Source organism: Cognatishimia sp. WU-CL00825 (assembly GCF_040364665.1).
Taxonomy (GTDB): Bacteria; Pseudomonadota; Alphaproteobacteria; order Rhodobacterales; family Rhodobacteraceae; genus Cognatishimia.
In genome coordinates, this window is sequence record NZ_BAABWX010000011.1 from 17,966 (window position 1) to 41,979 (window position 24,014).

Genomic DNA, 24,014 nt, shown 5'->3' on the forward strand with positions numbered 1-24,014 from the left:
AGTTCCTTATCTTTTCCAATTGCCTTCAGGCGTTCCATCAAAATTCTTTTCAAGGCTGTCCCAGCAAGCGATGTAGTCATCTTGCAGCGGGGCCTCTTTGGCGGCGAATTCGGTCAGATGCTGCGGGAAACGCGTCTCAAACATAAAGGACATCGTCTTATCCAGCTTTTCTGGGCCGAGGTTGCTGTGGGTGGCCTTGTCAAAGGCTTGCTGATCCGGCCCATGCGGCAGCATCATATTGTGCAAGCTGATCCCACCTGGGGCAAACCCATCTGGCTTTGCATCATATTCACCATAAATATTGCCCATCAGTTCGGACATGACGTTTTTGTGGTACCAAGGCGGACGGAAGGTGTCTTCCATGGTCATCCAGCGTTCGCGGAACAGCACAAAGTCAATATTCGCGGTGCCCGGCACACCAGATGGGGCGGTCAGCACAGTAAAGATCGAGGGATCAGGGTGGTCAAACAGGATCGCGCCAACTGGGCAATAATCGCTCAGGTCGTATTTGCAGGGCGCATAATTGCCATGCCAGGCGACAACATCCAGAGGCGAATGGTCAATGAAGGTCTCATGGAACTGACCCTGCCATTTGATCACCACGCGCGAGTGCGCGTCACGGTCTTCAAAAGCGGCCACTGGGGTTTTAAAATCCCGGCGGTTGGCCATGCAATTGGCCCCGATGGGTCCGCGCCCTGGAAGCTCTAGCTTCTGACCATAGTTTTCACACACAAAACCGCGCGCTGGTTTGCCGTCTGGCAGTTCAACCCGATACACCAATCCACGGGGAAGAATGGCTATCTCTTTGGGGGCAATGTCAATCACACCCAATTCGGTACAAAAGCGCAGATGGCCTTCTTGCGGCACCACCAGCAGCTCGGAATCTGCGGAAAAGAAATATTCATCCTGCATGTTTTCGGTCACAAGATAGACATGCGTTGCCATACCAACCTGTGTGTAGACATCACCTGCGGTAGTCACCGTTTTCATCCCGGTGATCCAGGTCAGTTTTTCACCGCTATGGGGAATGGGATCCCAGCGATATTGGCCCAGTGACACCACATCTTCCAGCACATGCGGCGCAGATTTCCAATATGGATTTTCAATCTTGTTAAAGCGCCCGACATGTTTCACTGAAGGACGAATGCGATAGCACCAGGTGCGCTCATTTTGATGGCTTGGCGCTGTAAACGCGGTGCCTGTGAGCTGTTCACCATACAGACCATAGGCACATTTTTGCGGGCTGTTCATGCCCTTGGGCAGTGCCCCCGGCAGAGCCTCGGTTTCAAAGTCATTGCCAAAACCCGGCATATATCCTGGGGTAATACCCATGGTGTTCTCAGAGCTGGTCAATCCAGTGTCAGTCATGATTTTCCTCTTGTACCATCGCAGGCGTTGTCCAAACGACTCGGCCATTATCTTGCCTCTGAAATTAGTTGCAAATGAAACTTAGTCAAGTTATTTGTTGCAGATGAAACCGTATTTGCGGCAAAATATTGAATTACCAACTCCACGCGGCCCATTCCTCTGCAATGCGGCTGCAAAACCTGATTGGCGCCCGAAATTTGAAACTGCGCGCGCCAATTTTGCTTTGACCATTCTGCAAAAGGACACACCAAAATGACGATTTTATATGACTACTGGCGGTCCTCAGCGAGCTACCGCGTCAGAATTGCGCTGGGGCTTGCAGATATGGAATGGCAGACACAGATCGTGGATCTTTTGGCGGCGGAACACCAAGGCGCGGCCCATATGAAACGTAATCCACAGGGTCTGGTACCTGCCCTGGAAATTGATGGCATCCTGCTGACGCAATCTGTTGCGATCATCGAATATCTGGATGAAACCCGGAACTTGGGATTGTTGCCAGAGGATCCAAAAGCAAGGGCACAGGTGCGGGCGCTGGCTTTTGCCATCGCGATGGAAATCCACCCGATCTGCAATCTGAGCGTCGCCAAATACGCCGTGCAACAGTCGCAACAGGCCATCGAAAACAAGCAGTGGATGCAGCATTTCATCACCAAGGGGCTTATGGCCTATGAAAACATGCTGTCTGATGGGGTTTATTCATATGGCGACTGCGTGAGCCTGGCTGATGTTTGCTTGATGCCCCAGATGTATAACGCCAAGCGATGGGACGTTGATCTGAGCCAAATGCCAAAAATGAGCGCGATTGCGGCGCGGCTCGAAAGCCTCCCCGCCTTTGCCAAGGCTCATCCCGATCAGACACCGCACTGACCCGCAACGTCAGACAGGTCCGGCCATAGAATCTGGGGCCGGACTTGGGTTTGGCATTTGGCCTTAGCCCAGATAGGCCCTTTCCAGAATGCCGCGATCCTGCTTTAGGTCCGTGGGCGTGCCCGAATAGGTCAGCTTGCCCTGCGTGATCACATGCGCTCGATCCGCTACATCCAGAGCCAGATGGGTGAATTGCTCGATCAGTAAAATCCCCATGCCTTTGTCGCGCAGGCTGCGCACGACGCCCACCAGTCTTTCGATAATGACCGGTGCCAGACCCAAAGACATTTCATCTAGCAGCATCACCTTTGGGCGCGATACCAGAGCCTGGGCAATCGCCACCATTTGTTGTTGCCCGCCTGATAACGAACCAGCGGCCAGATGGGCTTTTTCACGCAATTCCGGAAAGATCTCAAAGGCCGCCTGCACAGAGTGTTCCAGCGCGTCATCCGCTAATGTCGGGCCAGCGGCGCGTAGATTATCCAGCACCGACAGCCCACCCAACGTATGGTGCCCTTCGGGAATTGCGGCAATGCCATGCGCCCGGACATTCTGTGGGCTACTTGTGGCGACTTCGGTGCCATCAATCAGCACGTTGCCCGTCAGAGGCATCACCCCGGCAATGCCCAGAACCAGCTCTGATTTTCCGGCCCCGTTTGGCCCCAGAAGCGCGACGATCTCGCCCTCTGCAACATTCAGCGACACGCCGTCGACCACGCGACGGGTGCTGCCTTGCACAGTGACATCCTTGATTTCCAGCATGTTCTCTCCTCACCGGCCCAGATAAGCGGTTTTTACAATTTCATCAGCCAAGACGTCTTCGGTTGGACCAAAGGCAATCAATTTGCCGAAATCCAAAACCGCTGTTGATGCACAGACATCGCGGATCAGATCCACATCGTGATCCACCATCAAGATTTGCGCGCCAAATTCCGGATGTATGCCCCGAATGACTTTCCGCAGATGCTGCATTTCGGCCTCTGACAAGCCCCCGCCCGGCTCATCCAGCAAAACAATCCGCGGGCTGCCGATCAAGCATTTCGCGATTTCGGTCATGCGCCGCTGATAGGGGTTCAATTCTGCGCCCAATTTCAGACGAATGTCGCTGATGCCAACAAAGTCCAACACTTTGGAAATCACGTCAGGGCGCTGCGATTTGCTGATGCCCTTGCTGTCCATGACTGCTTTCAAATGGTCTTGCACGGTCAGGTCCGGCACAATCTGCACCTTTTGAAAGCTGCGCGCCAGACCCCAGCGGGCGCGTTCATGTGCTGGCAGGTCAAACAAGTTTGTGTCATTGACAACAATCGCGCCACTGGTAACCGGGGCAAAGCCGGAAAAGGCATTTGTCAGGGTTGTTTTGCCGGCACCATTTGGGCCGATCAAGCCAACAACATCATCTGTTATTTTCAGGGACACGTGATCCAATGCCACGACGCCCCCATATTTGACGGTAACATCCGAGATCTCAATCATCAGAGCCTCCTTTTTTGAATGCGTCCAAAATCTGCCCTGCGATACCCTGAGGGGCGGTCATGATGGCGTGCATCAGGGCTGCGCCAAATATGATCATCGCAATGTCGGCACTTAGGCCCAGATCGTTGAACACCGCGGGCAGTAATTTATAAAGCAGGCCCGCCAGAATGGCCCCAAGCCAGCTGAACACACCGCCCACCACCGCAAGGGCAAACAACAGGATGCCTTCACCCGCAAGAAAACTGCGCGCATCCAATTGACCCAAGGCACCAGACAGCAAAGCGCCGGAAACGCCCGCCAAGAAGCCCGACAAAGCAAAGGCCCACAGCTTGTAAAACGTCACATTGATGCCTGCGGCCATGGCATTGGCCTCGGATTGGCGGGTCATCGCCCAGGCCCGTCCGGGGGCGCTGGTCTTGTGCAGTCCGATCAAAACAAATGACGCAGCAAGCGCGACCAAAACATAGCGGAAATAACCGATATCGCTTTCCGCGATGCCCGGCCGGCGCACAGCACCTGCTGATTTCTGCGCCACGCCCCAAAAGCCGTCCCCCCCATTGGGAAACTGAAAGGCATTAAAGAAAATCTGAAACAAGGCCGCCACCATCAAAGTGACCAGCGCCAGATACAATCCGCGCATGCGTAATGCAGGCAACGCAAAAAAGGCCCCAATCACCCCGGTCAAAGCCCCGGCAATCACCACCAAAACCGTGATCGGCAGATCCGTTGCATAATTCAGCCGCAACGCGATCCAACCACCCACACCGATCAGGGCGATTTGCGCCAGGTTGATCAGACCAAGCTGGGCATAGACCAGCGACACGCCAGAGGCCGCCAGCGCAAAGATGGCCGCCGAGGTCAAAACCTTGATCCAAAGCGCGCCGACCAACATTGGCAACAAAAGGGCGGTGAAGAGCAGCAGGATGATGCCCAGATAGGTCGAAGGGGTCAGTATGGTTTTCATCAGATCAATCCTTGCTCGCAAAGGTCAGGCTGGTGCCGCGCTGCATCCATAAAATCATCAGCCCGGCAATCACAAAGGGGGTCATGGCACGCAGCGGTGCCAAGGGTTTGTAAAGCGTCAGCATGGCTTCGATGACACCGATCAACAGCCCGCCCAGCAAGGTCATCGGCAGCGAAGTCAGCCGTCCAACAATCGCAGCTGCGGTGGCTGGAATGACCATAAAGGTGATCACCGTGGGTTCCAGCCGCACCAGCGACCCAAACAACAAACCGGTGCCGCCAGCCAACGCGCCAGAGATGCCCCAGGCCAGCGTTTCCACCCGCACAATTGGGATGCCAAGCAGCGCGGCATGGTCGCGATCGTCAGCCAAAGCGCGCATGTTCAGTCCCATGCGCGAGCGGTCAAGATAAAGGATCATTGCAATAACTGCCGCTATTGCCACGCCGAGCGCAATCATGCGGGTGACCGTCACTCGGACCCCCAGCAATGTCACAGCAATCTTGTCGGGTGGAAGGCTGAGCTTGCGCAGCGCGTCATCCCACAGCAGCCCCATAAGGCCCAGCAGAACCAACATATAACCCAGTGTGGCCACAGCTTTTACAGCCGGTTCACGCCACGCCAAAGCAGGGGCAAGGATGCGCCCATAAGCGACGCTCAGAACAATTCCGGTGGCCAAGGCCGACAGCCAAGAAATGGGTGGCCATGCGCCCCAATCCGCCACTTGCCAAGCCACCATTGCCGCCGCCGCCGCCAAGGCGCCATATGCGAAATTCAGAAACCCAGTGGACCGCCGCAGGATCACCAAGCCAATGCCGGCCAGTGCATAAAGCGATCCAACCGCAAGGCCTGAAACAAGAAAGAGACCATAGACCTTCAACATAAGACGTTCCTTTCGGGCCTTTCGAATTTTGGGGCGGCTGGTTGAACACCGCGCCGCCCCTCAGGGGAGGTTAGTTGAGGCCCAGGGCCGTTTCTTGGGCCAGAATGGGCTCGAGGTAATTGGTGTCGATGTCATAGCAATCGCGCACCAGCTCAAAGTCGCCGTTCTTAAACACAACCATACGACCCGCGTGGTTGGGCATGTGACGATCCGCTTCGCCGACATAATACGGGTCACACAGCAGGTCAGATTCAACACCAACAATGTTTTGGATCGCTTGGGTGACCTGCGGACGGTCAATGTTTTCCGCATCCAGCTTCAACAGCGCATCCACAAAGAACTTGGCCGAGACATAGCCAGATTGGCTAAAGGTATCGCGGCGGTCGCCGTCTTTGCCAAAGCGGTCCATAACCTTGATCCAGTTCTGATTGTCGGCCCCATCGCTGCTAAACTCGTTCAGCTCGATGTTGATATACAGATTGTCAGACCAGTAATCGCCCAAGACTTCGCCAACGCCGGGTTCATACAATGGTGTCGGGGACACCCATTTGAACAGCTCGCGCCCGCCCTGCTCTTCGGCAACTTTCAGCAAGCCAATCGCCGGGCCGGCTGGCAACATCAACAAGATGGTGTCAACGCGCTCTGCCAAGGCTTGCAAATAGACTGAATTCAGATCAACCGCCGTAGGGTCCATCAAGATCGACGTGCCTTGCAGGCCCTTGCTGGCCATATATTCGTTCATCCAGTCGCAAGCCCAACCGCCATTGTTTGGAATGTTGAAACCGATGCAAGCCGCATGGGTGGTGCCCAATTCTTCGATCGCAAATTTGAGCGCGCCAATGCCAGACGGCAAAGGACCTTGGTTGGTGGAAACGATATGGCTGCTTTCATAGCATTCTGAAATCGCACAACCAGAGGCCATGACCATGACATCTTCGGACGCATAGAGCGATGCATTAACCGCCATCTCGACCACAGAGCCGTTGCCAACCAACGCAACAACATTTTCGTCTTTCACCAGTTTGGTGGCGACTTGTCCGGCGAGTTCCGGGTTCCATTGGTCATTTTCAACAATGTATTCAATCGGGCGGCCGTGGATGCCGCCATTGGCATTCACACAGTCAAAATACGCCGCAGCCCCGTCGGTGCCGCCAGAGAAATCGCCAGGAGGCGCATTGCCATTGATGCCGCCGACTTTGATCGGCGTGCCAGAGGCGGCTTGACCCGTGTTAAGGCCGCAGATGGGGGCACCGTCGTCGGCCTGGGCCGCGGTGGAGGACAGGACAGACAGGCAAAGCGCTGCCATCCCTGTCACCAGGGTGATTTGAAGTTTCATGTTTATCTCCTGTTGAGAGTGGTGACCCTGTTATTTTTGCCGGGTCATTAAAGTGAGTTTAGGACGTGCCCTTCCAAACTTTTTCCAGATATTCCTCTTCCGAAAGCGTCCCGCCTTCGTGTTCCGCACGCCCCTGATCATCCGGGTGCAAGAAAGGCTGCAAAGGATCGATGCGCTTCCAGGCCGGAAAGGGCGCTTTGCCATTGGCATCTGGAACATAGGGTGATTTTTCCACGCGAGTGTGTTTGTGAATATAGCGGGCACAGTTCTGAAAAACGGTATCAACCTGAACATCCACAACCATATTGGCCCCAGGGAATTGCCCAATCAAATCGGCATCGCGGTTCAGTTTTGCAGTGCCCTGCACCCGAATGCGCCATGGGGTTTCCATGTCCATAAACAACATGCCAACCTTCGCGGTCTCGTCGATGTTGCCCAGCGAATACCACATGCCATTGCCATCATAATTCGGAAAGATCAGTCGATTATTTGACAGCACTTTCACAAAGCCCACGTCGCCACCTTTATAGGAAACGGTTGGCTCGCCTTTTGCATTGACGCTGGACAGGAAAAAGTAATCCCGGCTGGCGATGTAATCGGTGTGAATCTCTTCTAGTTCGTCGCGCACGATGGCATGCACCACAACCTGCGCCAGTTTGTCTTGTTTCCCGTCGACCTGAAGCGCCCGTTGTGCGTCGGTATAAAAGTCCTCTGGTGTTGGCATTTGTTCCTCCGGTATCTGATGAACAGAGCGGGCCGGCCCCAAACCTTACGATCTGGGACCAGACCCATAAATTGGCCCGACTATTCGGTGACAAGTTCCGTCTCGCCGACATCGGCGTTAGACTCCGCACTGATTTCCAAACCATTAGTCTCTTCGAAATACATCACCGCACGTTGTTTTTTGCGATTCAGCAACAGGCGCGTGCTGTCTGCTTTGGAATAATGGCCTGCCGGATCAGCGGCGGCTTTTGCATAACCAATCATATGCAAATCGATATCGGCGTAAACAATGCCTTCTTCGTCATGGGCAAGGTTTGATCCGATGTCTGATCCATCTGGCCCGTAAATCCGGGTATAGCCACCGCCAACCGGGCAGAGCTTTTCTTTTTCTGGGTCGCCTTGGCAAACAAGATCCTGGTTTTCTTTGGTGACCAATGAACAGGGCGCAACAACAAAACAGCTGCCTTCAACCGCATAAATCATGCTGGCCCCATTGTTCACCTGATGACCCAGCGCGTGCGCCGTGCCCTCGTAGAGGGCCAGGTTTGGCCAGGCCGCCACGTGCACCTGTTCGTTTTGGGAATACATCGCGTATTTGGACAGCGGTTGCAGGTGCTCCCAGCACGCCAGCTGACCGACTCGGCCAATTGACGTATCGACCACATTCAGATCAGAGCCATCGCCTTCGCCATAGACCGTGCGCTCAACATGCGTTGGCTTGAGCTTACGACGGCGGTTGATGACTTCGCCATTTTCATCAAAATGCCACTGACCAATATACAGCGAGCCACCGTCGCGCTCGGACACACCGATGGACAATTGAATATTGTTTTTGCGGCAGGCTTCGGAAAGGCGGGCTTCTTCCGGCGAGCCTGCTTGGATGGAATTATCAAAATAGCGGCCGACAAATTGCATCTGCCAAGCCACGGGCCCCAGCCAAATATGGTTTGGATAGCCCGGCAGCCAGGTTTCACTAAAGGCCACGAGTTTCGCACCATTGGCCGCGGCTTCTTCAATATAGCTGATCGCTTTGGTGACACTAGCTTGCAGGTCTAAAAAGACCGGAGCCGCCTGCACAGCAGCAACTTTGAATTGTTGAGACATTCTTTTTCTCCCAGTTGGATGAGAAAATTCTGCATCATTCACAGGGGGTCTGCTTTTGCGGATGAGCCGTAAAACTTGCGTTTTTGTGCATTTTGATCAAAATAGTTGAAAATAGGACTAGATTAGAATGACGGCGCTCAGCCAATACGACACATCGCAAATTGCTCAGGCCAATCGCTTTTCATATTGGAGCGAAGCCATCTGCAACAGCTACGTTCAATTGGGCTGCGATGCAAAAAATGTGAGCGAATTCAAGGGGTCGATCACGATCAAGCGCCACTCGGTCCTGTCGATTTCCGAAGTCTCGGCCATGGCCCATACCGCAGAGCGGCGCAAACAAGACATCAATGCAGCCACGGATGAGTTTTACCTTCTAAGCCTGCAACGTCGCGCAACCTCTCGAATCACCCAATTTGGCAAGACCGCCGTTTTACAGCCGGGTGACATGGCGCTTTATTCCAGTTCCGACCCCTATAAGTTGGATCTCAGCGATAATTTCGAGAAAACAGTTGTGCAACTCCCGCGCGAGAAACTTCTGGCTCGACTGCCAAATGCGCAGATGCTTATGGCGCATCGCATCGGCGGCCAGACGGGCATCGGCAAGTTGGTCAGAGAGAATATCCAGGAGTTCGCGAAATTTGCCGGGGACGACAATCCGACCTTGCAAAGCATGGTTCAGGCCACCCTGATTGACCTGATTGCCACAGGGCTTGCCAATGAGATCGGCCAAAAGGCAGAACTGTCATCGCCGGAACAACATGTGCTGATGCGGGCCAAAAACTTTATCCGCGCGAGCCTTGGCCACCCCGAATTGGACCGCAATCTAGTCGCTGATGAAATTGGCATGTCTGTGCGTCGACTGAATGCGGTTTTTGCCAAAGAAGGCTATTCGATCGCCGAGTATATTCGGTCAGAACGGATCAAACGCGTGGCCATCGAGTTGCGCGATGACCGCTATGGGCATTTGACGATCAGCGAAATTGCAATGCGCAATGGGTTTTCTAACCTGCAGCATTTTTCGACGCTGTTTCGCACCACTCGGGGCCAGTCACCGAAATCTTATAGATCTGGCGAATAGGCCACCCCACAGACATAGGGTGGCACCATGCGTGCAGGGTGGTCCAAGATCAACTCATGATCACTTGAATATCGGTATAGGCCTTTAAGCCTTCTTCGCCGAACTCAACCCCAAGCCCCGATTTTTTCATGCCGCCAAACGGCGCATTGGGCTGCAGCGCGCCGTGTTTGTTGACCCAAACCGTGCCGCATTCCAGCTGACCTGCAACGTTGCGTGCTGTCGCGACGTCACTTGACCACACAGAACCGCACAGCCCGTTGTCGCTGTCATTTGCCATGGCAATGGCCTGTTCAATGCTGCTGTATTTGATGATCGGCAGCGCCGGGCCAAATTGTTCTTCGGACACCAATGGGTTTGCATTGCTCAGGCCCGAAATGATCGTTGGCGGGAAAAACAACCCCTCACCCGGCACGCCGCCAAGCTCTACTTTTCCCGACTCTTTGGCCTGCGCAACCAAACGCGCAACCTTGTCAAATTGCATTTGGTTCTGAATAGGGCCCAATTGACTGCCCTCGAGCAGCCCATCACCAACCGGCACTTTTGCCGCAAATTCCACCAGCGCAGCAATCACGTCGTCACAGACATCCGCATGGATATACAGCCGTTTCATGCAGCCACAGGTCTGGCCATTGTTGATGAACGCCCCCCAGAACAGAGCCGGTGCAATCGCTTTGGCGTCAACATCTGGCAGCACAATCGCCGCATCGTTGCCACCCATTTCCAAGGTCAGCCGCTTCATTGTTGAGGCCGCTGCCTGCATGACCTTTTCACCGGTGGCACAAGAGCCTGTGAACATCATTTTGCGAATATCCGCATGCGATGACATCGCGGCCCCGACATTCACCGCCCCGGCATCTGAACCGGTCACCACATTTAGCACACCTGCCGGCAGAACTTCATTCATCAGTTCGACTGCCCGCAAAGTGGCCAAGGGCGTATAAGGTGAGGGTTTGATCACAACTGTATTGCCCGACAAAAGGGCCGGGGCCACGTGCCACATGCTGATCAGCAGCGGGAAATTCCAAGGCGTGATAGACCCAACAACCCCCAAAGGCTTGCGATGCAGTTCTACGCGCCCGGCCTCATTATCTTGGATAACCTCGACTGGCAGAGACATTTTAGCGGTAAAGCGCGCCCAGGTGGCCATTTTCTCGACCTCCCAGCGCGAGCCCATACCCCCCAGGGGTTTGCCTTGTTCTTGCGTCAAAAGCTGTGCCAGTTCTTCGGCATGCGCATCCAGCTTGTCAGCAATGGCCACAAGCGCGCCTTGGCGGTCAACATCTGGCAAGGCGCGCCAGGTCAAAAAAGCCTTGTTGGCCGCAGCCACCGCATCATTCAGGTTTTGCAGGCTTGCCTCTGGGGCATGGCCAACGACTTGGCCTGTTGCGGGATTATGCACGACAAACTCTGAACCCGAAGGCACAGATTTACCGTCAACGATCATTTGAAAGTCAAAGGACATAGGGGTCTTTCATTATGTATTTGAAGTAAGGGGGGGGGCGCTAATTAGGAAGAGCCTTCCAGTGCTTCCTTGATGCCTGGCTTGTTTTTCCAAGCGGGCACCGGTTGCTCTTTGCCCTCTTGCGGGATGTGAGCAGATTGCTCTACCAGCGTCATTTCTGGAATATAGCGCGGACAATTGAGATAAATGTGATGGGTTGTCACCTCGACAAGCCGTTTGGCACCCGGAAAGTCAGACATCATGGGATGGTCATCAAAAACCTTTGCAGTCCCGTTGATGCGCACGCGCAAATATCGTTTGCCGACCTCGGACTCAAACCGCATGAACAACAGGCCGACGTTTGGATTATCTTCGATATTGCCCAGGGATTTATACATGCGATTGCCATCCAAATCCGGAAAGGCAATGGTATTAGACCCGGTGATTTTCACAAATCCTTTTGGCCCCCCCTTAAAGGAACAGTCCGTGTTTTCGCCCGCCGAGGTCGCAAGAAAGAAATAACTCGAATCCGCAATAAAGTCGCGATAGCCAAATTGGTCATCGTCAAAGTTGGTGACTTTTGTGGCTTTGTTGATCAGATCAGCCACTTTACGGGCCTTGTATCGATCCTGCAGTTTGCGGCTGCCTTCGCCAAACATTTCCATGTTGAACTCCTTTCATCAGACACAAAAAGGGCCGACATTTGCCGGCCCAGAAAATGCTATTGTGCAGCAATATCTTCCGCTTCTGCTTCAGCCACTTCCGCCGCCAGCATTTGCTCGTCCGCCTCTCCAGGGGTCAAAACGCGCTTTTGCTTGATCTTATTATGAACCAGCGCAAAAACGTCTGGGCGCGAATAGTGCCCTGCGGGATCCGCGGCTACTTTCGCCATGATAATTTTATTCATGTCGATATCAGCGATGACCAAACCTTCCTCGGTCGGGGCAAGGTTTTCGCCATTTGTCGCGCCGTCTGGACCAAAGATACGCGAATACCCACCGCCAACATCCATAAACATCTGCAATTGCTCGCTGGTGACCAGCTCATCATAGATCTCTTGCGAGATCATCGCGCAGGATTGCAGCACAAAGCATTGCCCTTCCATCGCATAAGTCTGGTTGGCATTGGTGTTCACCTCGGCCGAGAAACCGTGGGTCAACTTGTCGTATAGACTAAAGGCTGGCCAAGCCGCGCAATGGATCTGCTCGCCCTGGGCAAACAGGCTGTATTTGCTCAACGGTTGGAAATGTTCCCAACAGCAGAGCGCCCCAATCTTGCCGATCTCTGTGTCGTTCACGATCATATCGCTGCCGTCCCCTTCGCCAAAGACGGAACGTTCAACATGTGTTGGCTTCAGCTTTTTACGGCGCGAAAGCATTTTGCCATCAGGCCCAATATGCCATTGCGCCATATAAAGGCTGCCGCCAACCCGTTCGGACACACCGACAACAACATGAATATTGTTGCGCCGCGCCGCCGCGCAAAGCGCCTTTTCTTCATCGCTGCCGGCCACAATAGAGTTTTTCACATAGCGGCCAAAATACTTGATCGCAAAAGCCGGCGGGCCCATCCAGATTTGCCAAGGATAGCCCGGTAGCCAAGTTTCGGGAAAGTTGATCAACTGCACGCCTTGGGCGCCTGCTTCGTCGATCAATTTGACGGTTTTCTCAACCCCACCTTGAAGGTCAATCCACACCGGCGCGGCTTGTACCACCGCCACTTTGACCAGTTCTGGTTCCATATGCATTTACAAATTCCCTTATTGGATTTAGTTTCATTTGTAATTATACTGGGCATTCCTAGGTATTGCTTGTCCTTGCCGGACAGAAATCTTGCGCTTCGCGGACAAACGTAGCCACCAACCCAAGGAGACCGTCATGCAGACCAAGTTTGACACAGCGCAGGTGGCGCATTCTGAACGCCTTGCTTATTGGCAAGACGCAGCCTGTGATGCCTATTTGCCAATCGCCTGCAAATCCAAGGCCGGAACCGCATTTCACGGGCGCATTGCCCTGACGCGCCTAAGCCGTCTGAATTTATCTGTCATCAATGCCAGTCAGCAAACCGTGTCCCGCGACCGCTCTTTAATTGCGCGCAACGCAGATCCGTTTTTCATGGTCAGCGTGCCAATTGGACTTTCCTGCAAACTTAGCCAGCAAGGCCGTGAAGCCTTGTTGTCACCCGGTGATTTCGCGATTTATTCCACCACAGAGCCTTATCAGCTTGATTGCCCCGAGGGCGTCAATCAATTGGTTTTCCAATTGCCCTATGATGATCTTTTGGCGCGCCTTCCAAATGCCGAAGCCCTGACGGCCCGCCGTGTGGATGGTCAGAATCCCTTGAACCGCATGGCCTATGCGCATCTGCGCCAATATGCTGCCGTGCTTGAAGGCCAAACCACCCAAGTGCAGCACCTGTTGCAAGATACGGTGCTTGATCTTATTGCCGCCTCGCTGGCAACCATCCACCCTGCCCAGCATGAATTAAGCCGCCCACAAGCCATGTCTTTGATGCGCGCCAAACAATTCATTCGTACCAACTTGGGGGACTACGATCTGGACCCGACGCGCGTGGCAACTGCCACCGGCGTATCGCGTCGCAGTCTGCGGCGTCTGTTTGCCGAAAGTGGCACCAGCCTAAGCACCTATATTCGCGACGCACGACTTGACCGGGCCGCAGAAGATTTGCGCAGCCCGCTTTGCGTCAACCTGTCGATCAGCGAAATTGCTGTGAAATGGGGCATGGATAATTTCCCACATTTCACCCGGTGCTTTAAAGCACGGTTTGGCGTGACACCCACGGCCTTTCGCGCGCAAAACTAGCGACCCATAGCTGCTGCTTTGGGCCTAATGTCAGCCGCTCGGTGTCAGAGATCCAACTCGATCATCCCGTTCGCGTCAGCCGCTCTGGATTGGCAGGTGATAATTGCCGTTTCCTGCTGGCTTTTTGACAGCACATAGTCGCGGTGCTCGACATCTCCGGACAGCAAACCGCATTTGCAGACACCGCAAATACCGTCTGAACATTTGATATCAACCGGCACGCCGTTTTCCACCAAAATGTCCGCCGCCGATTTATCCGCAGGAACATCCAGCACCTTGCCAGATCTCACCAGTTTGATTTGAAAGGCATGGTTTTCATAGTCTGGGGCTTCCGGCACTGAAAAATACTCTAGGTGGCGGTTGTCTTCGGGAAAACCGCCCTGCTCTGCCGTGTCCATGATGGCTTGCATATAAGGCTCTGCACCGCAGGTGTAGACATGCGCGCCGTCTGAATATTTCAGAATATCCGCCAGATCAGCCCGCGTGCCTTCCGACGAAATATGCAGTTTAACTTTATCAGCCCAAGCAACGCTTGCCAGATCCTCCAAGAACCCCATCGTGGCGCGGGCACGGCCCGAATAGTGCAGCTCAAAGTCACCGCCGATGGCGTGCAACCGATGCGCCATCGCAATCATCGGGGTGATGCCAATACCGCCGCCCATCAGATAGGATTTGGACCCGTCTTCATGCAAAGGAAAATGGTTGATGGGTTTGGACACAAAAATCTTGCGCCCCTCGCTAAAGATCCGGTGCAACAGGGCTGATCCCCCCCTGCCTGCTTCTTCGCGCAACACGCCAATTTCATATCGGGTCCGGTCTGCCGGATCGCCGCACATCGAATATTGCCGCAAAAATTCCGGGGCCACAACAATGTCCAAATGCGCGCCAGCGGTCCATTCCGGCAACGCAGCCCCATCCTGACTTTGCATCACATATTTAGTGACACCATCGGCCATTTTTTCGGCTTTGGTGATTTTGACCTGCAGCACTGGGCTGTCCGTAAAGTCAGGCCGTTTATGCGCCCCACTGTCGTCGCCATTGGCGAGGCGTTGTTTATATTCACCCGCAGTGATCATGGCCTGATAGGCTTCGATCCCCGCTTCCCGATCCATCGGATGAGGGTATGCATAGGGATGCGGGGCCAAATTGGCCGGATAGACCGCCAGGGTCTGATCCTCGTATTGCAAATCCAGATCTTTTTGCAATGTGCGCGCATTGACCGGATGTTCCGTGGGGCGATAGCCGCCGTCTTCCTGAATCTCTAAATCCCACCACCATTTTTTGGTGGTGTTCAGCGAACCGCGATCCAGCATGTCATCGAGTTTTGCCAAGGCCGGTGCCGCGGCCGGCAGTTTCATGGCGGCCCAACGAAACGCGCTGTCAGCCAAAATACCCTCGAGATTCCACGGACAGGTTTTCATACAGCGCCCACACATCGCCCCACCCGGCGTAGTGATGCGATAGGTGGTGCATTTCTGGCTGTCAGATTTCCAAATCTCATAGCCATTGAACATCAGCTTGGGGCCCGCAGTGATTGCCCCAGACGGACATTCCCGCGCACATTTCTTGCAAGCCTCGCAGAACTTTTGCAAACCAAAGTCAATCGGCTTGTCATGGGTCATCGGCAAGTCAGTGGTCACAACGCCCGATTTCAATCGCGGCCCCAAATAGGGGTTCAATATGACCTCCCCGATCCGGCTGACCTCTCCCAATCCCGACAGCAACAACAGCGGCGGTTGCAAGACTTCGCCGTCCATCACCGTGTGCGCCTTGGCTTTATACCCCAAATTGCGCAGCTGGCGGGCAATCACACCGCCCAACAATGAAAACCGCAAATAGGCCCGCATCGACATGGCGACTGCAATCCAGTCATCCCCCGACGAGCCTTCCATCGTGTCATAGCCCTGATCAACAATCATGCTGATGGCCTGATCATGTGGCGGCTCAATTGGTTGGCCTGCGGCGTCATGGGAATACCAAGTCCAATCCGGACAACGGGATATGCCCACCGCATCAATCCCAAGATAATAGCTGGTGGCTTTGACCAGATCATGCGCCTCTTGCGGGTCAAGCTTGCGCGGGTCCTGCGCGGGATCGCCGTCTTGCAAAAGCGTAAACGCACCAAGCGCTCGACGCTGCGCCATTGATGGGGCCGATTTGCGCACATAATGCCCGCCCTTTGCCCCGTCTTGCACATGTTTGCCCATGTCACCAAACAGGGCGCGGCTGAACATGTCCGTGCGCTTTGGCACCCGAGGCACGCGCGCTTCGTCGATATAGGTGGTGGGATTATTTACCCGCTTCAAATTCTCAAACGGATGTGCCCCATCTTTGAAATCGCGTTTTGCAAACACCGGATCTTGCCGTGCCGCAATCTCGGCAAGCGGCAGGTCAGTCGCGCAGGCGAAATTTGTGGTCACCACTGCCAGGCTGAACCCGTCGCCAACAAAAGGCGCCACAAGTTGGCCACCTTGCACCTTGGCCACGCCAGAAGCCACCGCCAAACGACCCAGATCCACATCGGTTGATGACATGGTATGTGCCCGGGCCTCATGCCCCAGCAAGCGCAGATAATTGGCAATCACAACCGCAGTTTCTGCCGCCAAAATCGCTGACCGATGCGCATCGGCATCTTTGATCCATGCCGTCCCTGCCTCGTTGGTCTTAGGCGCGCGTGGATGTGCATAGAGGAACACCAAAGCATGGGTGTGCCCGTTGATCGAGGTCGGCGTGGCTTCCATCGATTCCTTCAAATCAGCCATGATCAAATCAATGCCCGACGCAAAGGTCTTGGTTTGTTTGGTGCGCAGACTTTCCGCCAGCCGGTCGATATCCGGATTGCGCACAGGTCGCGCCAGCACCGCAGGTTCAGGCAGCTGACAGGCACCAACGATCGTGGCATCTGCAAAATAGCCAAAGGCCTTTAGGTGCTCTGCCCTTTCCGTCAGGTCGGCTGGCGCATCCGCCACAGCATTGTTGATCAACCCGTCGCGTATGGCATCCAACATCGCCTGATGATCACCCATGGCGTTCACAATCGATTCTGGTTGATTGGGTCGACTGAATGTCAGCGGCTCAAACGCTGGCACTTCGGCAAAATCGATCTTGCTGGTGCGCTTTAAAGTTTCAAGTTTCAAACGCCCCAAATGCACAGGCCGGTTCTTGGCAGATCGTAATGCAATACCCATAGGTCTTTCCTTTAATTTCCAAACATCGAGTTTGGCAGATAGAGCGCCACTGACGGGAAGATCAGCAGTATGATCAAAGTCAGGAACATGGCAATCCAGAACGGCCAAATCCCACGAAAGATCGTGTTGATGGGCACTTCTGGGGCAATACCTTTGACAATGAAAACATTCATGCCCACCGGCGGCGAGATCAATCCCATTTCCAACGCTATCACTGCAAGAACCCCAAACAAGACCATATCCACCCCCAAGGGTTCCAGGATCGGCTGCACCAAGGGAATGGTCAGCACCAGCATGGCAAACCCATCCAGAAACATGCCCAAAACGATGAACAGCAAAAGAAATGCGATCACCACTTGGGTGCCGTTTAAACCCAATTCAGCGACCCAGGAGGACAGCGCATAGGTCACGCCGGTAAAGCCCACAAAGGTTTTAAACACAAAGGCTCCGAACAGGATCAAATAGACCGTGCCCGTGGCCCGCAGCGTTTGACCAAAAACATTCGCAATGTTCGCGCGGGTCATTTTCCGGCGGTATAGAGTCACAAGAAATGCCAGAAACGCCCCAAATCCAGCTGCCTCGGTGGCCGAAAAAACACCGGCATAAATACCGCCAATGGTCAGAAAAATGATGCCCAAAATGGTGCTGGATTTCCACAGCGCTTTCCATTTTTCAGCCAATGACACCTCCGCGCCGGCCATCGGCGCCTTTGAACGATCCAATGTCACCGTGATCCAGATTGCAGCGATAAACAGCAAGGTCAGCAAAAGCCCCGGCAAAACACCTGCCAAAAACAGGCGGCCAATGCTTTCTTCGGTCAAAATCGCATAGACCACAAAGCCAGCAGATGGCGGGATCAAAATACCCAAAGTGCCGCCCGCCGCGATGGCCCCGGTTGCCAAACCGTCGTGGTATTGAAAGCGTTTCATTTCTGGCAAGGACACGCGGCCCATGGTCATGGCAGAGGCCAAAGAAGACCCTGATAAGGCGGAAAAGCCTGCACAGCCCACGACCGCAGCAGAGGCAAGACCGCCGCGAAACCGCCCAAGCCAGGCATAGGCGGCGCCATAGATTTCGCGGCTCATACCCGACACCCCAGCCAGATTGCCCATCAGCACAAAAAGCGGAATGATCGTCAGCGGATAAGACGTTGCCTCGGAAAAAATCTCTCCGGCCAATTTTGGCAAGGCAGCATTTGCACGGATCAAATAGATGCCCACAGTGCCCACCAGCATCATGGCCAGACCCACAGGCATGCGCAGATACAGCAAGATCAAAAGCGATGCGAACCCAATGATCGCCAGCGTCGTAAGGTCCATTAGCCCGTCCCCTTGGTCTGCAATCCTTCGATCAGCCGAAGGACATAAAAAATCGCCATCAACCCGCAGGCCACAGCAAGAATGTAATAAAATGGGGTGTGCACGATCCCTAGGTTCACCGTGATGGCACCGCAGTCAAATCCACAACCGCCCTTTTTGATCAACGCGCGCACCGCCAGTGCCAAGATGCCCGCACAGAGGGCGTGCACGACAACATCGGTGGCGCGCAAAAAACGCTGAGGCAGATGGCGTTCGATCAATTCGATGGTGACGTGGGCTCCGTAAAGCCCCCCATAGAAAATGGCGCAGGCCACAACCACCGCAGCAGCAAGAACTTGCAAATCCTCGACGCCAAACAGCGCATCATTCAGCACATAGCGCCAGAACACGCTGACAACGGTCAGGATCATCATAAAGAAGATGCCCAGGCTGCCGATGACACATGCGATTGTCCCAAGGGTGCGCATCAACGCTGACAGCGGCAGCTTTTCCAATGTGTGGCCTGCCATCGGATCAGTTCCCAGTCAAAAGCGAGATAACATCGCCAACCGTGGAGTCGCCGGATTTGTCTGACGCAATGTCGGCCATGACCTGATCAACCACAGTATCAATTCGGCTGCGTTCCGCGTCAGACAGGGTGATGACTTCTAGGCCCTGTGCTTTGGCGTGGGCAAGCGCCTTGCCACCAATCGCTGCATAGGTTTTTGCTGCCTGTTCCGACAAGCCAGACTCGGCCACGCGATCAATCGCCGCCCGTCCCGCATCGTTCAGCCCGTCATAAACATCTTGGTTCATCACAACCGCAAACGTCGCTGGGCCGCCGGGGAACCATGTGGTGACATATTCACCAGGCTCATCAAGCTTGAACGACAGAATGCCCGATGGGTCAATCATCACCCCATCGACAATGCCATTTGCCAGGCTTTGGTTAATCTCGGTAACTGGAATGGCCACAGTCGAGGCCCCTAGGGCCTCTAGAAATGGAATGGCGGTCGGATCAGACACGCGAATTTTCATACCTTTCACGTCATCCATACTGCGCACCGGCTTGCCCTTGGTGATCAAAACCGGCGGAGAGTTGGTCCAAAACCCCACGACTTTTCCACGAAACTCCGCCTCCAGCTCGCTCCGAGCTGACCGCAATGCTTCGGTGCAATCAACCGCTGTCTCGCAAAGGTTTGGCAGCCCAATCACCGAGGTTTTTGGGAACAAGCGATGCGAAAAGCTGGGCAGCATAAAGACAATATCAGCCACGCCATCCAGCATGATAGAATATTGGTTCGGAGGGCTGGCATTCAGCGCGCCACCCGGAAAATGCTGTACCTTAACCTCGCCCCCGGTTTCCGCCTCTATCATTTCGCCCAAGGGCGTCAGAAAGGCTTTGTTCATCGGGTGATTTGGGCCCATGAAATAGGCCAGTGACAGGGTTTCAGCCTGCGCAATTGGCGCTGTAACGACGGCAGCGGCAATGGCTGCGTATTTCACTAAATTTTTCATCTGCATACTCCAACTGTTGGTGTCTTGGGGAGAGTGACCGGGTTTTCTCGGCTCATTTAGTTAACAAACGCAACTATCACTTTTATTATTAGTTGCGTCAAGAAATTATTTACAAATGAAACTAAATCAGTCTAAACTCGTTTAAAATCAAACCCGTGGCCCCAAAATCACCTTTGGGCCAAGGAAATTTTGATTGAAATGAAAGCCTTGCAGAGCGTGGAACACAGCCATGACACATACCGACATCCAGGAAGAATATGATCTTCACAGCCGGCTGGGCTTTCGCCTGAGTCGCATTTCCAACCTGATGAAAGCGCGTCTTGATAAAAGATTAGAGGCGCACGGACTGTCTCGACTGTCCTGGTGCGCCCTTTCGGGCATCGGATTGCAAGACATCACAACCCCAAGTGGCCTAGCCGATCACATCGGTATCACACGCCAGGCGATCTCGCGGTTGCTGTTACAAATGCGCAAAGACGGCTGGATCGAACAAAGCTTTGATCAAAGCGACGGACGGTCGCGCCGCCTGACATTGACAAAACAGGGCTATGAAACTCTAGAAATCTGCCGCCCCGTGGTCGAAGAAAACCAAACGCATTTTGCGTCCAAAATCTCGCCACAGGAATTGGCCGCACTGGATGCGGCTCTGAATGCCCTCTTGCAAGGTGAATCCACCCAACTGGATGATGTCTGACCCCACGGGTCAAAGCTTATCCCTCCACATAATGCCCAAAATTCAGCTGCGTTTTATCGCTAAACGCACCGGCATTTGTTCACAAAGGACTGCCATGCCAACCTCTGATGATCGCCCTGCCCCCAACTTTCGTCCGATGACGCTCGCCCAAGCGCGCCAAATACGCGACACCCAAGGCGCACAAGCGCTGCAGGACTTGAGCCTAATGCGCCTGAAAACAGACAAAAACCATGTGGTGATCGCCCACAGCGACAGCCCTGCCCCAACTCTGGACGGGCCACTAGCTGGCATCCCTTTTGGCATCAAAGACAACATCGATTGCCTGCCCTTTGCGACAACTGGCGGATCGCCAGCGCTGCGTGACAACAAACCGACCAAAGACGCATCCGTGGTGGCCCTGCTAAAAACCGCCGGGGCAAATCCAATTGGCAAACTCAACCTGCATGAACTGGCGTTTGGCGTCACCAATAACAACGGGTTTTTCGGGGCCGTCTCCACTCCCTTTGATGCGCGCCGGGTTGCTGGTGGCTCGTCCGGTGGCAGTGCAGCTGCGGTGGCACAGGGCCTTGTTCCCTTTGCATTGGGGTCCGACACGGGTGGTTCGACGCGCATCCCTGCGGCCTTCTGTGGCATCGCGGGGTTTCGCCCAACAACAGGCAGATATCCCGCCGCCGGTGTGCTGTCACTTAGTCCGACGCGTGACACCATTGGCCCAATGGCCTACTGCGTTGCGGACTTGCTGGAAATCGACGCGATCATAGCCCCCCACGACGGTGCGACGCCCGCAATTCACCGGCCCCTACGCGTTGGCCTGATTTATCAAAATGCGGGTCTGTCTGCTGCATTAGACCAACATTTCACCCAAGCCATCAACGGGTTAGAAATGGCGGGCCTGATCGAATGCGTCCCAATCACAACCTCAGAATTTGATGAACTTGAACCACGTATGGGTCAGGCCATCGTTGGCCACGAAGCCCATGCGTTTTGGACCCGATTTTGCGATGAGACCCTTGGCATATCCTATGCCGAGTTTGCCCAAGCCCTGGGCACCCCGACCGTGCAACAGATCTTTACGGCTTTGCCCAGCCGACTGGCCGCAAGTTCAGCGGCCTACCCGGCAGAAATCCACGCCCAATTGGCGCGGCTGCGCCAAACCTATGCCGCCGTTTTTGCCGACAATCGCCTTGACCTGATCGCCATGCCAACGGTGTCCGTGCCGCCGCCCCATATTGGCGACGAAGAAATGATGCCCACAGACCGTGGCGACCAGCCGACCTTCCCTACCATCGTCAAAAATACCTCCTTGGCCAGTCTGGTCGGCTCGCCTTCGCTGTCACTGCCTGCGGGCACCGACGCGCATGGCTTGCCCGTTGGTATCATGATCGAGGCGCTGCCAGGGTCAGATCGCTTTGTTCTGGCCGCCGGCGCGTTGCTGGAGAGCCAGTTGCAGTCGCAATAACGGCGCTGGAACTTTACATTGCTTACCAAGAGCCACCGGAAAACCGGCGCGACCAGCAACCTTGACTTGTACGGCGAGAAGCCGTACATATAGCTTCAACGTACAAAGGACTGCGCCAATGTTTGCGATGATTGATACCTCTGCTACCGGCGAGCGCATGACCGCCCGCAAAGAAGTGCGCATGCGTCCCAGCGACGAACAGCGCATAAAGGCAGCCGCCGCAGCTGTTGGCCTGAACGAAGCGGATTTCATTCGCCAAGCCGCGCTGCATCAGGTCAATGAAGTTGAACGGCGCACGTCAATGTCGGTTTTGCCAGAAGATGTGTTTCAGGCCTTTAAACAGGCGGTGTCCGCACCGGGCCGGGTCCTTCCAGGTTTGGCAGACGCAGCAGCACGCTCACAGGGCATTCTAAAAGATGGCTAAGGCGCAGGCCGGGCTTGCCACGCTGACGATTTCACAATTTGACAAGGCGCTGCATGATCGCAGCGCTTTTTCATGTGGCTTTGATCCAATCGACAAATTTCTCAAAGAGGCACTGAGCGACCATCTCAAAAGCGGATATCTCACGGCCTATATGGCTGCCCGAGACGGGCAAAACGATGTGATCGGATTTTATACGCTCAGCGCTTTTGCCGTCAGCCCAGACCACATCACACCGCCCAAACGACCCAGGCCTCCCCCCTCGATTCCCGCGACCTACATCAAAGTTGTGGCCGTGCACAAGGATTGGCAAGCCAAAGGTATTGGCACTGCATTGATGGTGCATGCGTTGCGCAAGGCGCTTGAAATATCAGGACAAATTGGCACGATGGCGATTGTTTTGGATGTGCTGCGCGACGCAAATTTCGTGCGGCGTGCCGAATTTTATCAAGCGCTTGGGTTTCGCCCAATGCGCGACCCGGAAAACCCAGATCGCGTTTACCTCAGCATGAAAGATGTGGCGGCAACTTTGGGAGACTGATCACGGCTTAGATTGGATTGCGTTCAGCAAACTTGCGAAAAAACGCAAGGAACGCCATATCAGGGTCACGCGGCGCATCTTTGCCCGCCGCCCAAGACCGCCATTCTGACTCCACATGATAAATATCATAGCCCGGATAGCGCAGCTTGGCGGTTTCATAGGTTTCCACCCTCAACGCCTCCCCTGCCCTATCCAGCCAGGCTGGTCTGGGTTTGATCTGAACCGGCTCGACCACAGCTTCGACCCGACCTCCCAATCGCGCCTTGCGACCAACCTTTGAAAACTCAAGCTCGCGATCTGCCGCAGACTGGCCTTCGGCAGATTTGCGCGTCCACTCCAGCACCACACCAGCAACCCGACGCCCCTCCTTATAAGGCGTCATGCGCACGTTGTAATCGGACAGCGCATTCACCTCTTCCACCGCAGGCGCCAAGGCGCGCAGCTGCAGATTCGACCAAGTTGTCAACTTGCCCTTGGGCACGCCCAAAATCCCACGCAATTCCTCGAGTTTGAACTTCTCTGTCGATTTGAACTTCAGGTTGCCGCGTTTTTGCACCATTTCATACAGGGTCAGCGCGTATTTGGACGACAGCGCAAACATCACTTCTTTTTGCAATCGGGCAAACACCGTCGAATTCTTGATGATCTTGCGCAGCGCGCGCGGAATTTCATAATACAGCAGCCCATCTGGTTGCTCGAGTTCAATATTACTGCCCAGCAACTGAACCCGTTCTATGGCAGGTTCACCATCCTGCAACACCGACACTTTCACGATCGCCCGCATCAGACGTTCAACCGATTCGCCAATCCTGTCATTGGAATTATGCGTGCCC

At 54.5% G+C, this 24,014-nt stretch carries 23 protein-coding genes; 7 read left to right on the top strand and 16 right to left on the bottom strand.

Annotation, left to right across the window (positions count from 1 at the left end):
- Positions 1–6: 6 nt before the first annotated feature.
- Complete coding sequence (hmgA, locus tag ABXG94_RS17540) at positions 7–1,368, bottom strand: homogentisate 1,2-dioxygenase (protein ID WP_353536289.1); 1,362 nt, start codon at positions 1,366–1,368, stop codon at positions 7–9.
- 252 nt (positions 1,369–1,620) lie between these two features.
- On the opposite strand from hmgA, the gene maiA reads away from it, so the two are divergent.
- Complete coding sequence (gene maiA, locus ABXG94_RS17545; protein WP_353536290.1) at positions 1,621–2,238, top strand: maleylacetoacetate isomerase; 618 nt, start codon at positions 1,621–1,623, stop codon at positions 2,236–2,238.
- Positions 2,239–2,301: 63 nt separating this feature from the next.
- Here maiA and ABXG94_RS17550 read toward each other — a convergent pair whose 3' ends face one another.
- The 7 genes from ABXG94_RS17550 to ABXG94_RS17580 form a co-directional block, all read right to left on the bottom strand.
- A complete protein-coding gene (locus ABXG94_RS17550; RefSeq protein ID WP_353536291.1) occupies positions 2,302–3,000 on the bottom strand; it encodes an ABC transporter ATP-binding protein in 699 nt (232 codons plus the stop codon).
- Between the two features lie 9 nt (positions 3,001–3,009).
- On the bottom strand, positions 3,010–3,714 hold the full coding sequence (locus ABXG94_RS17555) for an ABC transporter ATP-binding protein (protein WP_353536292.1): 705 nt from the start codon (positions 3,712–3,714) through the stop codon (positions 3,010–3,012).
- Entirely contained in the window at positions 3,707–4,678 is a 972-nt protein-coding gene (locus tag ABXG94_RS17560; RefSeq protein ID WP_353536293.1) for a branched-chain amino acid ABC transporter permease, read from the bottom strand. Before ABXG94_RS17560 ends, ABXG94_RS17555 begins: the two co-directional genes overlap by 8 nt.
- Before the next feature lie 4 nt (positions 4,679–4,682).
- Positions 4,683–5,558, bottom strand: coding sequence for a branched-chain amino acid ABC transporter permease (locus ABXG94_RS17565; protein WP_353536294.1), 876 nt, complete (start codon positions 5,556–5,558; stop codon positions 4,683–4,685).
- A gap of 70 nt (positions 5,559–5,628) precedes the next feature.
- Positions 5,629–6,894 carry an ABC transporter substrate-binding protein gene (locus ABXG94_RS17570; protein WP_353536295.1) on the bottom strand — a complete coding sequence of 422 codons (1,266 nt, stop codon included), beginning with the start codon at positions 6,892–6,894 and terminating at the stop codon, positions 5,629–5,631.
- Between the two features lie 58 nt (positions 6,895–6,952).
- Positions 6,953–7,618 carry a pyridoxamine 5'-phosphate oxidase family protein gene (locus ABXG94_RS17575; protein WP_353536296.1) on the bottom strand — a complete coding sequence of 222 codons (666 nt, stop codon included), beginning with the start codon at positions 7,616–7,618 and terminating at the stop codon, positions 6,953–6,955.
- A gap of 80 nt (positions 7,619–7,698) precedes the next feature.
- On the bottom strand, positions 7,699–8,721 hold the full coding sequence (locus ABXG94_RS17580) for a carbon-nitrogen hydrolase family protein (protein ID WP_353536297.1): 1,023 nt from the start codon (positions 8,719–8,721) through the stop codon (positions 7,699–7,701).
- Positions 8,722–8,848: 127 nt separating this feature from the next.
- Here ABXG94_RS17580 and ABXG94_RS17585 point away from each other — a divergent pair, with 127 nt between their 5' ends.
- Positions 8,849–9,799, top strand: a complete 951-nt coding sequence (locus ABXG94_RS17585; RefSeq protein ID WP_353536298.1) for an AraC-like ligand-binding domain-containing protein — start codon at positions 8,849–8,851, stop codon at positions 9,797–9,799.
- A 49-nt stretch (positions 9,800–9,848) separates the two neighbouring features.
- Here ABXG94_RS17585 and ABXG94_RS17590 read toward each other — a convergent pair whose 3' ends face one another.
- From ABXG94_RS17590 to ABXG94_RS17600, 3 genes are read right to left on the bottom strand one after another with little or no spacing between them, the layout of a single operon-like run.
- Complete coding sequence (locus tag ABXG94_RS17590; protein ID WP_353536299.1) at positions 9,849–11,261, bottom strand: aldehyde dehydrogenase family protein; 1,413 nt, start codon at positions 11,259–11,261, stop codon at positions 9,849–9,851.
- 44 nt (positions 11,262–11,305) lie between these two features.
- Positions 11,306–11,905: a pyridoxamine 5'-phosphate oxidase family protein gene (locus ABXG94_RS17595; RefSeq protein WP_353536300.1), complete on the bottom strand. Its 600-nt coding sequence runs from the start codon at positions 11,903–11,905 to the stop codon at positions 11,306–11,308.
- Positions 11,906–11,961: 56 nt separating this feature from the next.
- Positions 11,962–12,987, bottom strand: coding sequence for a carbon-nitrogen hydrolase family protein (locus tag ABXG94_RS17600; protein ID WP_353536301.1), 1,026 nt, complete (start codon positions 12,985–12,987; stop codon positions 11,962–11,964).
- Positions 12,988–13,117: 130 nt separating this feature from the next.
- On the opposite strand from ABXG94_RS17600, the gene ABXG94_RS17605 reads away from it, so the two are divergent.
- Positions 13,118–14,062 carry an AraC-like ligand-binding domain-containing protein gene (locus tag ABXG94_RS17605; protein ID WP_353536302.1) on the top strand — a complete coding sequence of 315 codons (945 nt, stop codon included), beginning with the start codon at positions 13,118–13,120 and terminating at the stop codon, positions 14,060–14,062.
- A 44-nt stretch (positions 14,063–14,106) separates the two neighbouring features.
- Here ABXG94_RS17605 and ABXG94_RS17610 read toward each other — a convergent pair whose 3' ends face one another.
- From ABXG94_RS17610 to ABXG94_RS17625, 4 genes are read right to left on the bottom strand one after another with little or no spacing between them, the layout of a single operon-like run.
- Entirely contained in the window at positions 14,107–17,250 is a 3,144-nt protein-coding gene (locus tag ABXG94_RS17610; protein ID WP_353536303.1) for a reductive dehalogenase, read from the bottom strand.
- A gap of 11 nt (positions 17,251–17,261) precedes the next feature.
- Entirely contained in the window at positions 17,262–18,569 is a 1,308-nt protein-coding gene (locus tag ABXG94_RS17615) for a TRAP transporter large permease (protein ID WP_353536304.1), read from the bottom strand.
- Positions 18,569–19,078, bottom strand: coding sequence for a TRAP transporter small permease (locus tag ABXG94_RS17620; RefSeq protein ID WP_353536305.1), 510 nt, complete (start codon positions 19,076–19,078; stop codon positions 18,569–18,571). Before ABXG94_RS17620 ends, ABXG94_RS17615 begins: the two co-directional genes overlap by 1 nt.
- Positions 19,079–19,082: 4 nt before the next feature.
- Positions 19,083–20,066: a TRAP transporter substrate-binding protein gene (locus ABXG94_RS17625; RefSeq protein ID WP_353536306.1), complete on the bottom strand. Its 984-nt coding sequence runs from the start codon at positions 20,064–20,066 to the stop codon at positions 19,083–19,085.
- A 229-nt stretch (positions 20,067–20,295) separates the two neighbouring features.
- Between ABXG94_RS17625 and ABXG94_RS17630 the strand changes: the two genes are divergently transcribed.
- The 4 genes from ABXG94_RS17630 (at position 20,296) to ABXG94_RS17645 (ending at position 23,181) form a co-directional block, all read left to right on the top strand.
- A complete protein-coding gene (locus ABXG94_RS17630) occupies positions 20,296–20,760 on the top strand; it encodes a MarR family winged helix-turn-helix transcriptional regulator (RefSeq protein ID WP_353536307.1) in 465 nt (154 codons plus the stop codon).
- Between the two features lie 94 nt (positions 20,761–20,854).
- Entirely contained in the window at positions 20,855–22,219 is a 1,365-nt protein-coding gene (locus tag ABXG94_RS17635; protein WP_353536308.1) for an amidase family protein, read from the top strand.
- A 118-nt stretch (positions 22,220–22,337) separates the two neighbouring features.
- Positions 22,338–22,643: a plasmid mobilization protein gene (locus ABXG94_RS17640; protein WP_353536309.1), complete on the top strand. Its 306-nt coding sequence runs from the start codon at positions 22,338–22,340 to the stop codon at positions 22,641–22,643.
- Positions 22,636–23,181, top strand: a complete 546-nt coding sequence (locus tag ABXG94_RS17645; RefSeq protein ID WP_353536310.1) for a GNAT family N-acetyltransferase — start codon at positions 22,636–22,638, stop codon at positions 23,179–23,181. Before ABXG94_RS17640 ends, ABXG94_RS17645 begins: the two co-directional genes overlap by 8 nt.
- A gap of 7 nt (positions 23,182–23,188) precedes the next feature.
- Here ABXG94_RS17645 and ABXG94_RS17650 read toward each other — a convergent pair.
- Positions 23,189–24,014, bottom strand: an 826-nt coding sequence (locus ABXG94_RS17650; protein WP_353536311.1) for a replication initiation protein, incomplete at its 5' end; no start/stop codon positions are given.

What these genes read in the sequence shown, in the direction of transcription:
- ABXG94_RS17560 (WP_353536293.1), bottom strand. Translation starts at nt 4,678, where the DNA reads ATGAAAACCATACTGACCCCTTCGACCTATCTGGGCATCATCCTGCTG.
- ABXG94_RS17570 (WP_353536295.1), bottom strand. Translation starts at nt 6,894, where the DNA reads ATGAAACTTCAAATCACCCTGGTGACAGGGATGGCAGCGCTTTGCCTG.
- ABXG94_RS17625 (WP_353536306.1), bottom strand. Translation starts at nt 20,066, where the DNA reads ATGAAAAATTTAGTGAAATACGCAGCCATTGCCGCTGCCGTCGTTACA.
- maiA (WP_353536290.1), top strand. Translation starts at nt 1,621, where the DNA reads ATGACGATTTTATATGACTACTGGCGGTCCTCAGCGAGCTACCGCGTC.
- ABXG94_RS17620 (WP_353536305.1), bottom strand. Translation starts at nt 19,078, where the DNA reads ATGGCAGGCCACACATTGGAAAAGCTGCCGCTGTCAGCGTTGATGCGC.
- ABXG94_RS17595 (WP_353536300.1), bottom strand. Translation starts at nt 11,905, where the DNA reads ATGGAAATGTTTGGCGAAGGCAGCCGCAAACTGCAGGATCGATACAAG.
- ABXG94_RS17590 (WP_353536299.1), bottom strand. Translation starts at nt 11,261, where the DNA reads ATGTCCTTTGACTTTCAAATGATCGTTGACGGTAAATCTGTGCCTTCG.
- ABXG94_RS17555 (WP_353536292.1), bottom strand. Translation starts at nt 3,714, where the DNA reads ATGATTGAGATCTCGGATGTTACCGTCAAATATGGGGGCGTCGTGGCA.
- hmgA (WP_353536289.1), bottom strand. Translation starts at nt 1,368, where the DNA reads ATGACTGACACTGGATTGACCAGCTCTGAGAACACCATGGGTATTACC.
- ABXG94_RS17550 (WP_353536291.1), bottom strand. Translation starts at nt 3,000, where the DNA reads ATGCTGGAAATCAAGGATGTCACTGTGCAAGGCAGCACCCGTCGCGTG.
- ABXG94_RS17580 (WP_353536297.1), bottom strand. Translation starts at nt 8,721, where the DNA reads ATGTCTCAACAATTCAAAGTTGCTGCTGTGCAGGCGGCTCCGGTCTTT.
- ABXG94_RS17640 (WP_353536309.1), top strand. Translation starts at nt 22,338, where the DNA reads ATGTTTGCGATGATTGATACCTCTGCTACCGGCGAGCGCATGACCGCC.
- ABXG94_RS17565 (WP_353536294.1), bottom strand. Translation starts at nt 5,558, where the DNA reads ATGTTGAAGGTCTATGGTCTCTTTCTTGTTTCAGGCCTTGCGGTTGGA.
- ABXG94_RS17645 (WP_353536310.1), top strand. Translation starts at nt 22,636, where the DNA reads ATGGCTAAGGCGCAGGCCGGGCTTGCCACGCTGACGATTTCACAATTT.
- ABXG94_RS17615 (WP_353536304.1), bottom strand. Translation starts at nt 18,569, where the DNA reads ATGGACCTTACGACGCTGGCGATCATTGGGTTCGCATCGCTTTTGATC.
- ABXG94_RS17600 (WP_353536301.1), bottom strand. Translation starts at nt 12,987, where the DNA reads ATGCATATGGAACCAGAACTGGTCAAAGTGGCGGTGGTACAAGCCGCG.
- ABXG94_RS17605 (WP_353536302.1), top strand. Translation starts at nt 13,118, where the DNA reads ATGCAGACCAAGTTTGACACAGCGCAGGTGGCGCATTCTGAACGCCTT.
- ABXG94_RS17585 (WP_353536298.1), top strand. Translation starts at nt 8,849, where the DNA reads ATGACGGCGCTCAGCCAATACGACACATCGCAAATTGCTCAGGCCAAT.
- ABXG94_RS17610 (WP_353536303.1), bottom strand. Translation starts at nt 17,250, where the DNA reads ATGGGTATTGCATTACGATCTGCCAAGAACCGGCCTGTGCATTTGGGG.
- ABXG94_RS17635 (WP_353536308.1), top strand. Translation starts at nt 20,855, where the DNA reads ATGCCAACCTCTGATGATCGCCCTGCCCCCAACTTTCGTCCGATGACG.
- ABXG94_RS17630 (WP_353536307.1), top strand. Translation starts at nt 20,296, where the DNA reads ATGACACATACCGACATCCAGGAAGAATATGATCTTCACAGCCGGCTG.
- ABXG94_RS17575 (WP_353536296.1), bottom strand. Translation starts at nt 7,618, where the DNA reads ATGCCAACACCAGAGGACTTTTATACCGACGCACAACGGGCGCTTCAG.